Origin of the sequence: Paenibacillus medicaginis (assembly GCF_042138635.1) — a bacterium.
GTDB lineage: Bacteria > Bacillota > Bacilli > Paenibacillales > Paenibacillaceae > Paenibacillus > Paenibacillus medicaginis.
This window is the reverse complement of the sequence record NZ_JBHIRY010000020.1, coordinates 62,013-76,183: the sequence shown is the minus strand read 5'-3', so window position 1 is coordinate 76,183 and position 14,171 is coordinate 62,013. Positions and strand designations below refer to the sequence as shown.

Below are 14,171 nucleotides of genomic sequence, written 5' to 3'. Positions count from 1 at the left end.
CGCTTATAAGGGGGAGTTAATATGTCATCATTTACTATGGAAATCCCAAGTGAACAAGAGATTCAAGCAGTGATTGAGGAAGAAACGAAGCCTGTTCCGGCCGAAGTCGCCGAGCTGCAGGCTGTAGCGCAATCCAATGTAGAGATGATCATGACACTGGACATGGATTCGCTGGATAAACGCCGCGAAATTATGAAATCCATTGAGAGCTTCGGGTTGAACACGATGGGATCCTCCTCGGAAAAGAACGCCCTGCTTCAAGTGTCTGTCGGACATTTGTCCAAGACCGGAGACGAAGGTGGTCAGGTGGCCAAGGATTTGACAGAGCTGCATATTCAGCTCAAGGATTTGGATCCGAGTATCATTGATTTTGCGAAAAAAGGCCTGCTCGGTAAATTGTTCAACCCGCTTCGCGCTTACTTTCTGAAATTCGAACGAGCCGATTCCGTAATCGGGGATATCGTAAATTCGCTGAATAAGGGCCGAGCTACCTTGAAGAATGATAATACAACGCTGGAGATTGAGCAGCAGAGCTTGCGCGAGCTGACCAAGAGATTGCAGAAGGAAATTCAGCTTGGCATGCTGATGGATGAGTCCATAGATGCGCAAATTGAAGCAGCCAGGCTGCGTGACGAGGATCCTGAGAAAATCCGCTTCATTACCGAAGAGGTGCTGTTCCCTCTCCGGCAGCGGGTCATGGATTTGCAGCAGATGCTGGTCGTCAATCAGCAGGGAATCATGGCCATTGAAGTGGTTATCCGCAATAACAAGGAGCTTATCCGTGGGGTCGATCGTGCCAAGAACGTCACGGTGTCTGCCTTGAAGATCGCCGTTACCGTAGCCAGCGCGCTTTATAATCAGAAGATTGTGCTCAAGAAGATTGAGCTGCTGAATCAGACGACTAATGATCTGATCTCCGGCACCTCCCGGCTGCTCAAAAACCAGGGGGCAGACATTCAGAAGCAGGCGCTGGAGGCCAGCATTTCCGTAGACACGATGAAGCAGGCCTTCAGCGATGTGCTGGCAGCGCTCGACTCGATCAGCACCTATAAGCAGGAGGCGCTTCCGCGTATGCGACAGACGATTGATCAGTTCCGCGAGCTGGCAGACACGGGTGAGCAGCAGATCCGGCGTCTGGAGAAGGGCCAGAAGCTCGGGCTGTAGGCTCGGTGCTGCATATTGGGGCCTGCTGCTTGTTTCCATACCGGATGGAAGCAAGCAGCAGGCCCCTCTTTGGGATATCGAATCCCTTTAGATACGTCAATCCTTGGAATGGCCTGGGGCATAACTAAGTTCGATGGCTTTCAAGCTTTGGACATCATGGTGCTTATCACCCGGACCGGCCCGATAAGTCCGCTTGGTTCCTGCTGTGCAAAAGATGACAAGAAGTCAGGCTGATCTTTCACCAGCGTATTTGTAACTTCGATGACCAGCTTGTTTTTGCCTTTCTTCAGCGGACCATTGATCTCCAAGCGGTAAGGCGGACAAATGCGGACACCTATTTGCTCGCCGTTTAACCATACCTCTGCCGTTTCATAAACTTCACCCAAATCCAACAGAGCCTGGTTTGCGGATTCATTCCATTCAAATTCCTTTTCATAACGAAAGGTGCCAGTAAATCGTGACAATTCATCAGGACCACTCATGTTCGTTAAGGCCATCAATTTTCCCCATTCCTTGAAATGAGGATATTGTTCTGCATCTGCGGTGCAAACAGTCCATTCACCATCAAGCTCATAACCCGCATCCGACGCATACCACGGTGGCGCAGTAGCGTATCCTTCAAGGGCGGTTCCATAGAGCAGCACGATGGATTCATACGGATGCAGGACAAGCTGCACCATTCTCGCACCGTCCCTCCCGGTTGCATGCAAACAGGTCAAGCGGTTCAGGAAGGCATCATAGGCATAAACATCGCCCTGGACAGGTAAAACCACCTTCGTGCGAATCGTTTGATGCGGGCTTTCGTTAAAGAACATAAACACGTCCAAATCGTCATGAAGATAGCGATAGTTTCGAAGATACGGTTCATATGTTTCGACGATGATATCGTAATGTCCGTCTGCAATGAGTTCATCCGCCAACTTGTTCAAGGCAACCATCGTAACATTTCTGTGATCAGCAAGACGAGACAGCTCAGCAGAAACATCAATACCCTCGCTCGATCGTTCCGGCAGCCCCTCAACAAAGCGAACGGGCAATCCCTGTTCGGCCAACTGGACCAGGCGCCGCACTATCGCCGCCGGAAGCGCTTCTGCATAGGGCACGATCAGGCACTCGTAATCCTCGTAATTTACATGCAGCTTGTTGTCTTTCACGCTGGCCGCTTCCAAAAGAACATCGACAGGCAGAACGTCACAGTCGATCTGATGCTGCATCAATGTTTTCACGGGTTTATGAAAATACATCGCTTCCCCGGACCATTCGGCTTCAGCGTGATATAGAACAGCTGCTGTCGCCACATGCCTACCGCCTGAAATCAGGTGACTGATTCGATTGATATAGCGATTTAAATGCTTGTAGTAGCGGTACTGCGGATTTTTCCCGCTCGCATACATATGTGGCGGACAATCCGGATCCGGAAAAGCTTTCTGGGTAAAAGCATGCGGGACAAAATAGTTGACGCCGCGAACAAGCATGTGATCTGTGAGCCACTTCATCAGCTTTAACCCTTCCGTCCAGCCGTATGCCCCATACACTTCACACATCGTCCGGCCTTGTTTTTTCGGATCGATGTGCCCAAGCGACACAGCAAGCTTAGCGAGACCATAGTGGTAAAACTCACTATCCGTCTCCCCCGTCGGCTGGCGGAAAGATAATTCATCAAAGCCGGGAACGATCTGCCACAGCACTACATCAAGGCCCGACATGTCTTGGCCCCAGAGCGAGCGGAAGAAATGTCCGGCACCGGGACCAAGCCTTGCATGAACGTTATTGTCCTCCAGCACATGTCCGATGTATTCCACCCCGCGGGCTCTGCACCAGACTCCGATTTGGCTGCAGAAATGGTCCGCATAAAGCTTGCTGACGAGATTCATATAAGTGTACCGCACAATATTCGACGGTTCTCCCGCATCCTGCCAGAGAAGATATAGAAGCTTACGAAAGTCCGCACCTAACGCCTCTTCAAATAAAGCCGGCATCTCCCGGCTCCACGGAAGCGCCACTCCCTGTTTTCCGGGCTTAGAATTAAAGTCAAAAGTTTTCTCATCATTGTAAAAACCGGGTTCATCTGAAAAGAAGCCGGCAAATGTCTTGCCGAAATCCGCTTTGTACCGTTCGTAAAAAGCTTCATATACCGTATCAAGCAAAATACGAACGGAATCCCGATCCAGCGGGTTCAAATAATCCTTCTGCGCTGTACTGCCACCATGCTTATTTTCTGAAATAATAAATACTCGCCAATACCCATCTGGGATATCCCAATAAAGGATGCCGTCGTGCACAAGGTCAGTGATGTCGACACAATCATTGAGCAATGTTCCATTGGATGGATCGCGGCGGACCGCGACAATTGAGACCAGCTTATTTTTGCCGCTCGCGTGTTGAGTCAATGAGATCGTCGGCCGAAGCCCCTGCATCAGCAAGGTATCCAGCAACAGAGATGCTCCCTTGGCAGGACCGAGGGTATCGATATAACGTTCACCCAAGAACATGCGATGAAGCACCTCCGGAGCCTCCTTCACCTTGCCTCCCGCATGTCCTGTTGGAAAATGATCGTCATCAAGAATCCATACCTTCATGCCGCGATTCCGGGCTTCATCCATAATAATATCCATATCCATCCACCATCTCGGTCCGAGAAAGTCCGGATGGGGCCGGGATTCCACGCAAACAGCCCCGATTCCGGCTTCATGCACACGGGCCATCTCTTCCCGAATCACTTGCTCTTCCTCGCCATGCTGCCAGAGAAAAGGAAGAATATAGTTTTGTTCTTGACCAGCTAGCACTTCCATTAGACGATTTCTCATGATTGCCCCTTCTTCGCTTTCGCATACCATTCTCTGGCCCGCTTCGTAACTTCTTCACCCCCCGATTGATTCCACTTGTCGACGAATTCGTCGAACTTGCTGATCGGGTACTGCCCGAGGGTAATCTTGGTGGCGTATTCCACGTACAGTGTACGATTGTTAATGTCCGGGAAGCCGTCGTATACGCTGGCCGGCATGCCGTCACCGGCTATGACTTTGGCATACTTCTGAGCTTCCTGCATATTTCGATTCACCTGATCAATGGCCCACATTCTATCTTCTGAAGCTGTACTCTTGTTCAGATCAATCATGAAATCAAGGGTGGATATTTTGGCATACGGATCAAGAATCAGATTTTGTTGTGTACTTTTATCATCCGGAAGCCTAGTGGGTTTGCCGTCCTTGATCGTATGATGCATTCCTTCCACACCAAGGTACAGATCCTTCACATTCTTCTTATCGTACATATTGTTCAGCAGCTTCAGGGTGGCCATCAGCTTCTTCTCATCTTTGTTGTTCTTGACTACCCAGCCCGGAGGCGTAAACCTCTTCCAGGTATAGAACCCCTTGAAGCCCGGGACTTCCGGGATGGGGAGTACTTCGAATTGTGCCTTCACGCCCGTGTTCTTATAAAGATTTTCCAAGGGTAAATAGCCGGATTCTACCCAATGGAAGTAATTCCCTACCTTATCCGAGTGAATCTTGCCGTCCCATTTATCTTTAGTGTTCAAAAGGGATTCCTTGTCGATCAATCCTTCCTTGTACAGCTTGGCGATGAACTCCAGTGCCGCTTTCATATTCGGAGTGACTGCGGAATAAGTCAGCTCACCATTGTAAATGTCCCAGTCCGGATAACCTTCGAACATGGCTACCCCGTACATGGCGAACAAATGATCCATCCAGCGGGCTTGCTCCCGGCCGCCGGTTGGAAGCTCATCCTTCTGGCCATTGCCATTGGGATCCTTGTCCCGGAATGCCTCCAGCACCTTTACATATTCGTCCTGGGTCTTTGGCATGGGCAAACCCACCTTGTCGAGCCAATCCTTCCGGATCAGGCCGGCATATCTCCCGTAATCCACCATACCGGGAATATAATAGATTCTCCCCTGACCGGTAGGGTCGTTCGCCTTGACCACATCCCACATCTCCTGTGGAATGGCTTCCCACAAATTCGGTGCATGTTTCGGCAGCAGCTCAGTCAAGTCTGCAATCGCACCGTTTTTGGCCAGGCTGTCTTCAATCCCCTCCTTAGGCAAGAACAGGTCCGGCATTTCATTGGCGGCAATTTTCAGGTTTAGCTGATTAAGATAGTTGGTGCCCCCGTTCCATTCCACATACGGATGGATAACACCCACGCCAAGCTTTTCCTTATAAAATTCGTACAGCTTGCTCCCTTTTTCGATCGGTTGGTAGCCGATGTTCGTTCCCCACACTTCAATATCGACAACTCCGTCAGAGGTTTGATTCTGGTCAGCAGCTGATGAACCTTCGGATCCACCGCAACCGCTTACAGTAGTAATTGTAAGCATACCCGCCGCTAATAATAAACCAATCTTTTTGAAATTCATCTTTTCTCCCCCTTCACCCTTTTACCGAGCCAATCATGGCTCCTTTGACAAAATATTTTTGCAGGAACGGATACACCAGAATGATCGGAATGATGGCAAAAATAACGGTCGCTGCTCTTAAAGTGCGCTCGTTATAATTAAGATCAGCCGTGGAGGGGGCGCCTGCCATAATCACGTTGCCGTCGGTGATGAACTGTCGTATCTTGATCTGCAGCGGAAACCAGTTTGGATCCTGCAGGAAAAAAAGCGGATGCTGAAATTGGTTCCACAACACAACACCGTAGAATAAAGCAAGCGTTGCCAGTACGGCCTTGGACAGCGGAAGCACGAATTGGAACAGCATGCGGAAATATCCGCAGCCCTCAAGCAAGGCCGCTTCCTCCAATTCCTTGGAGAATTGCTTGAAGAAGGTTCTCATAATGATTAGATTGAATGGATTCAGAATATGCGGCACGACCAGAACCAGCGGATTATCATAAAGGCCGATACTGCGCACCGTCAGGAAGTATGGCACGATAGGCGCCTTGAAGATCATGGCGATCACAACACCCACCATAATGACGGAGCCCCAGCGAAACTCGGACTTCGACAACGGGTAGGCGAACAAGGCAGTCATCAAAAGTGCCAATACTGTTCCGATTAACGTCGAGCCGAGCGTCAGGAAGAAAGATTTCCATAAGTCGGGACGGTCGATGATGTGTTTCCATGAGTCAAGCGTAAATTGCTTCGGCCATAACGTTACCAGGTTCATGTCCACAGCACTTTTGGAACTGAACGAGGTTGCGATTACGGACAGGAGCGGTACGAGCGCTATGATAGAAAACAGGATGAGAAAGACGGTGATTGCGGTAACGAATACTTTTTCCCCTCTCGATTCAAGCATGCCTACCATAGCCCCCCATCCGACACTTTCTTCGACAGCTTATTGAAGGTGTACACCATCATAAATCCAATCACCGATTGAAACAGCCCTACCGCCGTAGCAAAACTGTACTGCCCCTGCTGAATGCCGGTCCGGAACACATACGTATCCAGGATATCTCCTACGTTGTAGGTCATTGGAGTGAGCAGATTATATACTTGATCAAAGCCAAGATCCAGGAAATTGCCTATCTCGAGCAAGAACAGCACCAGAACGGTAGGCAAAAGAAGCGGAAATGTAATGTGGCGGATTTGCCTGAACTTGGAGGCGCCGTCGATCATCGCCGATTCATAGAGCTGCGGGTCGATCGCGCTAATGGCGGCCATATACACCACGGTCCCCCATCCGGCGTCTCTCCATATCGAAGCAAGCACGTAAATGGGTCTAAAGTATGCGCTTTCTTGCATGGCCAGCACAGCTTCCTGATCAAACCACCCGATGATCATGTTGAACAAACCGCTTAACGAAAAGAAATCGAAGAGAATACCGCCAACGATAACCCAGGACAAAAAGTGCGGAATGTACAGAGCGGTCTGGATTCCTTTCTTCAACGCCGATTTTCGAATCTCATTGATCATCAGTGCCAGCAAAACGGGCACCGGGAAAATCAATACGAGCTTGAAAAATCCCAGCATCAGTGTATTGCCGAACACGCGAGCGAAATCCGGATGGTGAAGCAGGGTCTCAAAATGCTTGAGGCCAACCCAGGGACTGTCGATAAACCCTTGAAAAACCGAATAGTCCTTGAAGGCGATGACAGCACCGCCCAGCGGAATGAATTTAAATACGATGAGAAAAACGATTCCTGGAATCGCCATCACATATAGTGGCCAATACACCTTCATATGATGAAGATTACTGCTTTTCAATTTTATCCCCCCTGTATGCGCTTTGTTGTATCCGCTTACATTCACTATACTTTCGGGAAGCAAAACGCACAAAGGGACGTTTTTAAGTTTTCACAGGGCCATTTTTTAGCTGTACAAAAAAATCCTCCCGCCTGTGAATCGGCGAAAGGACGAATCATGATTATTCCCTAAGCGGGTTTTTACGGTATTCGCTCGGCTTGCATCCTGTCAATTTTTCAAATAAGCGGGCAAAATGCTGTGCATCGGAGTAACCGACCCTTTGGCATATTTCATAGACCTTCAAATCCGTTCTGATCAGCAGCTCCTTTGCCTTATTGATCCGGGTTTGTGCCAAATAGTTCAGATACGTTTCCCCCGTCTTTTGCTTGAACAGCTGGCTCAAATAATACGGATTGATAAAGAAACGGGCGGATAAATCCGCCAGGCTGATCGGTTCGCTATAGTGCTCCGTCACATACTGCTTGATCTCCGTAATGATATCCTTCTTCCGGGGAATGTTATCACCACCAGCATCCATATGATCTCGAAATGCACTCTCCACCATCCGGTTGTGCACCTGCTGCTTTAAGTTGTATACCTCTTGCTGCCTGGCCCGTTCAGAGCGGATGGCCTCCATCATCTTGTAAACACAGTCCTGCAGTTCCTCTTCTTCCACCGGCTTGTTGATGTAGAACTGAACGCCCAGTTGCATGCCCTTGCGGGCGTATTCGAACTCCGCATACCCGCTCAAGAGAATAAATTTGGCATGACACGCCTCCTCCTTCAGCATCCGGATCATCTCCAGACCGTCTGCCTGAGGCATGCGGATATCTGTAATCACAATGTCCGGCTGCCGCTCCAGAATCAGTTTGAATCCATCCAGACCATTATAAGCTGCGCCGATCATCTCACATTCGGGAATGTAGCGGCCGATCATCTTATGAAGTCCGTCCACAATCCCTTTTTCGTCATCCACGATAACCATCTTCATCTCAGCTCACCCTTTCCCTTTCGTTTCAGACAGGATTGATTCAAGTTCCGGGGATATAAATTTCGACAGTCGTGCCTATTCCATAGACTGAAGAGAAAGACAAGTAATATTGGTTCCCGTAATGCAGCTTGATGCGTTCAGCAATATTTTTGAGGCCTAATCCATTCTCTTCCAATTCATCCGTTTGCTCCAGCCTATACTTATCCGTCTCTGCTTCCTTCAGGCGATCATACAGCTCTGCTTGCTTGGCCGGCAGCATCCCGATTCCATCATCCGTAATGCGGATGACAATGCCTCCATCTCCTGTGCACATGCCTTCAATGGTAATATTCATCGGTCGGCTGTAGCCCTGAAAACCATGGTTAATGCTGTTCTCCACGATGGGCTGCAAAACCAGCGGAATGATGCTGCACTGCTGAATTTCCTCGGGCAGCCTGATATGCAGCTTGAAGCGATGATCGAACCGGATGTTCTGGAGCTGCAAATAATTCATCGTATACTGCACTTCATGCTTTACCAAATACTGCCCGTCTTCCTTGCCCAAGGCCAGCCGAAACATCCGTGCCAGGATTTTGATCATATCGGCGACTTCCTCATCTTCCTTGGCAAGCGCTTTCATTCTAATGGATTCCAATGTATTGTACAGCATATGGGGGTTGATCTGGTTCTGAAGCGCCAGCAATTTGGCTTTGCGCTGCTTGATCTCGGCGATATATACGTCTTCAATCAAAGTGCGAATGGTGACGATCATTTTGTTATAGCTTTGGACCAGGCCTCCTATCTCATCGTTGGATTGATGATGCGGAATCGGCACATATTGACCGCCTTCCGCCTTCCTCATACTTTTGCGGAGCGCCTTGATCGGCTTCGTGATATGATAACTTAATCCCATGGAGATCAGGGTTACAATCAGACCGCTCACCAGGATGACTACTACGGTAACTGCCTGGATTTTGCTAATCCTCAGAAGTAGCTTCGACCGTGGAATTTCGGTCTTGATGAAAAGCTCACCCGCTTGGGTCTGCTCGGATAAAATGATCCGCTCAGGAGTCCCAGCATCCTTCGTATAATCCCTGCCTGATTCCAGCAGCTTCGTCCAGCTCATCCGGCCGCTGGCAGCCTCAGAATGATAAACAATTTCCCCAAGGTGATTGCTTATGACGACACTTATGCCATATTTATCGCGGGCCAGCACAAAATCATTGTCCAGCTGCAGCAGCATGAAGGGGTCCAGATCAATAAGCAGCACGCCAGCATACGCGCCGTCGGCATTGAGAAGCACCCTTCCCACGGTGACTACGGCACCCTCTCCTTTGTCATCGTAGTACATGCGATCATGCAGCCCGGTTATGAAAAATGTATCGTCTGAGCTGCGGATCCGCTTGAACCACTCCTGCGTTAAGAGTGCGGTTTCATTCACTCTGCTTGTCGTATTAGTATACTGGTAGACACTGTTATCCCGACTGATGAGCATGAGACTGCTGATCTCCGGCTCCAGCAAGGCGACACGCATCAGCAGCTTCTGTACGGTAACCCTCTGGAGGACCAATTCATCTATGGACATCTTTCGTTCTTCGCCAAGCTTGTAAATTATATCGTTATCAACTAATACGGACTTGGTGATCTGGTCATATTCTTTCATGAATTTATTCAATGAAATCCTGATCTGGGACGTGTACAAAGCAGCAAATTCCTCGGATGAGCTCTCCAATTCCACTGCCGCCTGCCGAAAAATGATGACGCTTACAATGATCAGCGGAATCACACAAGCCAATAGGTAACCTGCCATTAATTTATTTTGAAACTTCATATTTCTTATCATTGAGGCTATCTTTCGGCTCCAACGCTTATGCTCCATACTCATCCCTTCCCTGGTAAAACATTTCCCCCTCATTTTAAGGCCTGCATTGTAAAGTAGCTACAGGGACTTTGATATCCCCTTAAAAATGACCCCGCTGAAACATAAAAATGACCTGTTGAGCGGTTTCGCTACAAATCGTATATTATTGTTTGTAAGCGCGTACAAGACTTATAAGTCAACAAATCATTGACTATAAGCAACATTCCAAGGTTTAATAGCACTAAGAGATCTCGCCCGCACGTTGCTTTGGCAAGTGGAACAGGGCGAGACATTTTTATATGGAGGTCCCTATACGTTTCGTTTTCCTAGGGACGTCGGCAATCGGTCAAGGCTGCTCATGTTCTTTTCCTGCTTGTAGCTGCGCAAGCCTTCTTCGCCTTTTTGTTCCGCCCACCGCCGGAGCGTGTCCCTCTCCTTTTCGTACGACATGAACGGAACTGCATAACCGCAGGAAGTCTGCACTTTGTGAATATCAACCACAATGATCTGCCGGACTCCAGGCAGCGGATCGAACATTCCGTATACTCCCTCCCACTCGCTGTCCTCCGGGAGAATTACGGTTCCGGTTCCGTACAGCCGCAGGATGTTCGGCGGCCCCTGAAATGCGCAGAACATAATCGTGATTCGACCGTTCTCTTCGAGATGGGCGCTGGTCTCATTGCCGCTGCCGGTCAAATCCAAATACGCGACCTTAGACTCGGACATAATCCGAAAACTGTCATATCCCTTCGGCGACAGGTTGACATGCCCATCCCGCGACATGGGCGCCGTTCCGACAAAGAACAGGTGCTGCTTCCGGATAAAAGCCATATGCTCGGGAAGCATGGCCGTAAATTGTTTTCCCAATTGAATCCCTCCGCAAAACTTGTATTTTAGTTCGAATAACGCGTGAACAGCACCTCGGCAGCACGAACTATGGCATTCGGGACAATCATTTGCTGCCGCGGTGACCTCGCGCTTTGACTATACGTTCATTGTATTCGAAGCCGCTGCAAAAATTAAATATATTCTTACCTTGCATATTGCCCCTCCTCATATTTTGTACGCCTTCATCGCCTTACGCAGCTCCTTGATTGTCGGACGCTTGCCGTACATCAGCACGCCGGTCCGGTAAATCTTCGCCGCGATCCAGCCGAAGACAAGGATCGCTACGACCAGCAGCGCGAGTGAAATCAAGACCTCCCAGGCGGCGACGCGGTCGAGCCCGATGCGCAGCAGCATGACCGTCGGCGATGTGAACGGGATGTAGCTGGCCACCTTCACCAGCATGTTATCCGATGCGCTAATATTGAAGATACCAATATAAAACGCAACCAGCGACAGCATCGTGATGGGCATCACGGCTTGGCCCAGATCTTCCGTGCGGCTAACAATCGAACCAACCGCGGCGAACAGCACGCCATATAAGAAGTAACCCAAAATGTAGAAGATCAGTCCATAAATCAGCACTTCATAGTTCAGATCTGCAAGCCTCATATTAAACCCGCTCAATATAGACTCGTTGTGTGGCAGCATAAGATTCCCCCCCACAACCAGGGCAAACACAAAAATCTGCAGCAGACCAACAATAAAGATACCGATGATTTTACCGAACATCTGTGTCAAAGGTGACACGCTCGTGATCAGGATTTCCATCACACGAGAGCTCTTCTCGGCCGTGACCTCGGCAGCGATCATATTGCCGGTCATCATGGCCGATGTGAAAAACAGAATCATCAGCACATAGATTACGACATAGTTGATGGTCCCGACATTCGCTTTCGCCGCCGTGCCATCCGTACCGCCTGCTTCAGCGCTGCTGACCTCCCTGCTGTCGATGGCCACCGGCTCGGTGATTTGCGCAAGCTGCTCCGCTGACAGCGTATCTCCGGCCACAGCTTTGGCCTTGGCATGCTGCAGCCCTGACTGCAGGAGGGAAATCACATCCTGTGACGGTTCATCGTCCACGGAAGTATAACGGACCAGCGGGAACATTCCCCCGTCCTCAGCCTTAACCAGTTCAACGTACCCTTTTACCTTCTCATCTGCAATGGCGGTTTTTAATCCATTGTCATGGATGCCTGGATAGCGGGTCCATTGGACAGGGGGGACAGACTGGGTCAAACTGTATTGCTCCAGCTCCTCAGCGGCTGTTGTGTATTCATTTGCAATCAGCGCGATTTGCACCGGTTGCTTCCCGCCCGTTGTTCCCGTCTCATCTCCCTTGAAGATGGAAATCAGAAAAGGAATATTCATGGCAATCGTAAGCAGCAGCGCCAATATAATAGTGGTCCATATAAAAGATTTGGTCCGGGCCTTTTGCCGGAAAGTAAAGCCGATCACCGTACCCATTTTATTCATGAGCTTCGCCAACCTCCTTGATGAAAATTTCATTCAGTGTAGGCTCCATAATCTCGAAGCGGAGAACATCTCCCTGGGCCATGGCCGTTTGCAAAATGCGCTGTGCTGCCGCTTCTTTATCGATATACAGCATCCAGCCGCTTGCGAGCCTTTCCACCCTGCGCACACCGGGAATTGCATCAAGCCCCTGGATCTCGCCGGAGGTCACAAGGCGGACCTTTTCGCGTGGGTAACGGTCTTTAATTTCCTTGATATCCCCTTGTACCACCGTGTTGGAGCGGTGCAAAATGGTAATATTGCGGCACAGCTCCTCGACATGCTCCATCCGGTGGGTGGAGAACAGGATGGCTGTGCCCTGATCGCGCAGCTCTTTGACCGTGTCCTTCAGCAGCTCGACATTGACAGGGTCCAGACCGCTGAAAGCCTCATCCAGCACCATGATCGGCGGACGATGAACAGCCGCGGCGACAAAGCCCATTTTCTGCTGATTGCCCTTGGACAGCTCCTCGATCCTCTTATCGTAATATTCCGGCACGCCGAAACGGTCCAGCCAGTAACGCAGGCTTTGGTCCGCTTCCTTGGCAGACATGCCGCGCAGCCTGGCGAGGTAAATGATCTGCTCGCTGACCTTTACCTTCGGATACAGTCCCCGCTCTTCCGGCAAATATCCCATTTTGTGCTGGAGCTCGGCGTTGTACGGCTTGCCGTCATACAGAATGCGCCCGCCATCCGGGTAGATCAACCCCAGCACCATACGCATCGTTGTGGTTTTGCCAGCGCCATTGCCCCCCAATAAACCATAGATTTCACCACTGTTCACCTGCAAAGACACCCCGTTGACGGCCGTCTTCTCCCCATACTGCTTCACAACCTGTTCCAGCTGCAGCATACTCATGCCTCATTCCCCTTTCTCAGACCATATCTTAAGTATTCCAGCATCCAGGTGTATGAATCCTCCTCAACAAACACAAAAAAGCCGTTCCTTACCACGTTAACGTGAAAAGAACGGCGTTGCCGATGCGCTGAATGTTGATATCAGTGACTTAAGGCTCAAGAGACAGAAGAATTCAGGCGACCAAGCTCATTTTCAACCACAAGGGTGAGCTCCTCTTCATATCCTCCGGTAATCCGGTACTTGCGTACGTATTCTTTTACAAACTTTTTGGGATCCTTTGGCCGGAAAATTCGAGTCATCTCCCGCAGACTTTCCTTTACTTCGTTATGACCTTTCGTTGCCATGTTAACTCCCTCCCAAAACGTTGGAAATAAATGCTTCGTTGAAGAGAATGCTGCAAAGTCATTACGTCATATACATTTGAAGTAGCAAGTAGAATACAGCTTAGGTCGGGAACGTTCCAAATGGTCGTATACCTGACACTAGACTTACCCGAATGGATTCTGCCTGAATCTCAATCACATTATATCATATTCAGGAGCCAGATTCATTTTCCAGGTAAAGCCACATTTTTCTGTCTATTTTTTCTTAGTACTGTACTACAGGGGGATATAATATACATCGGACTTTCGGCGGTAAATGGCTTAGGCAATTAATTGCAGTATACCTTACAAACATCAGCACAATATTAAAGGAAGCGGCTGTTATACAAACATTACAGAAATATTACTTTTATCCTGGTTCAACAGGCTATAATACATCCATCCGCAAAAGT

At 49.4% G+C, this 14,171-nt stretch carries 11 protein-coding genes; 1 reads left to right on the top strand and 10 read right to left on the bottom strand.

The genetic code is table 11. The features are described 5' to 3' along the window. The first annotated feature begins 21 nt into the window (after positions 1–21). On the top strand, positions 22–1,164 hold the full coding sequence (locus ACE5LO_RS18675; protein WP_375521512.1) for a toxic anion resistance protein: 1,143 nt from the start codon (positions 22–24) through the stop codon (positions 1,162–1,164). Positions 1,165–1,304: 140 nt separating this feature from the next. Here the strand turns inward: ACE5LO_RS18675 and ACE5LO_RS18670 are convergent, their stop codons facing one another. The 10 genes from ACE5LO_RS18670 to ACE5LO_RS18625 all read right to left on the bottom strand — a co-directional run bounded on the left by ACE5LO_RS18670 (position 1,305) and on the right by ACE5LO_RS18625 (position 13,740). Continuing rightward, on the bottom strand, positions 1,305–3,971 hold the full coding sequence (locus ACE5LO_RS18670) for a glycosylhydrolase-like jelly roll fold domain-containing protein (RefSeq protein WP_375521511.1): 2,667 nt from the start codon (positions 3,969–3,971) through the stop codon (positions 1,305–1,307). After that, on the bottom strand, positions 3,968–5,539 hold the full coding sequence (locus tag ACE5LO_RS18665) for a type 2 periplasmic-binding domain-containing protein (protein WP_375521510.1): 1,572 nt from the start codon (positions 5,537–5,539) through the stop codon (positions 3,968–3,970). Before ACE5LO_RS18665 ends, ACE5LO_RS18670 begins: the two co-directional genes overlap by 4 nt. Positions 5,540–5,552: 13 nt before the next feature. Beyond that, entirely contained in the window at positions 5,553–6,422 is an 870-nt protein-coding gene (locus ACE5LO_RS18660) for a carbohydrate ABC transporter permease (protein WP_375521509.1), read from the bottom strand. A 2-nt stretch (positions 6,423–6,424) separates the two neighbouring features. Further along, positions 6,425–7,330 (bottom strand): ABC transporter permease, encoded by a 906-nt coding sequence (locus ACE5LO_RS18655; RefSeq protein ID WP_375521508.1) that lies wholly within the window; start codon positions 7,328–7,330, stop codon positions 6,425–6,427. 160 nt (positions 7,331–7,490) lie between these two features. Beyond that, on the bottom strand, positions 7,491–8,300 hold the full coding sequence (locus tag ACE5LO_RS18650) for a response regulator transcription factor (protein ID WP_375521507.1): 810 nt from the start codon (positions 8,298–8,300) through the stop codon (positions 7,491–7,493). 40 nt (positions 8,301–8,340) lie between these two features. Further along, the gene (locus tag ACE5LO_RS18645) at positions 8,341–10,065 is read right to left on the bottom strand and encodes a sensor histidine kinase (protein WP_375521549.1); all 1,725 of its coding nucleotides are present in this window, start codon (positions 10,063–10,065) and stop codon (positions 8,341–8,343) included. Between the two features lie 384 nt (positions 10,066–10,449). Then, entirely contained in the window at positions 10,450–11,007 is a 558-nt protein-coding gene (locus ACE5LO_RS18640; RefSeq protein WP_375521506.1) for a pyridoxamine 5'-phosphate oxidase family protein, read from the bottom strand. A gap of 186 nt (positions 11,008–11,193) precedes the next feature. Further along, positions 11,194–12,501 (bottom strand): ABC transporter permease, encoded by a 1,308-nt coding sequence (locus ACE5LO_RS18635; protein WP_375521505.1) that lies wholly within the window; start codon positions 12,499–12,501, stop codon positions 11,194–11,196. Continuing rightward, entirely contained in the window at positions 12,494–13,396 is a 903-nt protein-coding gene (locus tag ACE5LO_RS18630) for an ABC transporter ATP-binding protein (protein ID WP_375521504.1), read from the bottom strand. The genes ACE5LO_RS18635 and ACE5LO_RS18630 overlap by 8 nt, the downstream gene beginning before the upstream one ends. 155 nt (positions 13,397–13,551) lie before the next feature. Next, positions 13,552–13,740 carry a hypothetical protein gene (locus ACE5LO_RS18625; protein WP_018887082.1) on the bottom strand — a complete coding sequence of 63 codons (189 nt, stop codon included), beginning with the start codon at positions 13,738–13,740 and terminating at the stop codon, positions 13,552–13,554. Between the last annotated feature and the right edge of the window lie 431 nt (positions 13,741–14,171).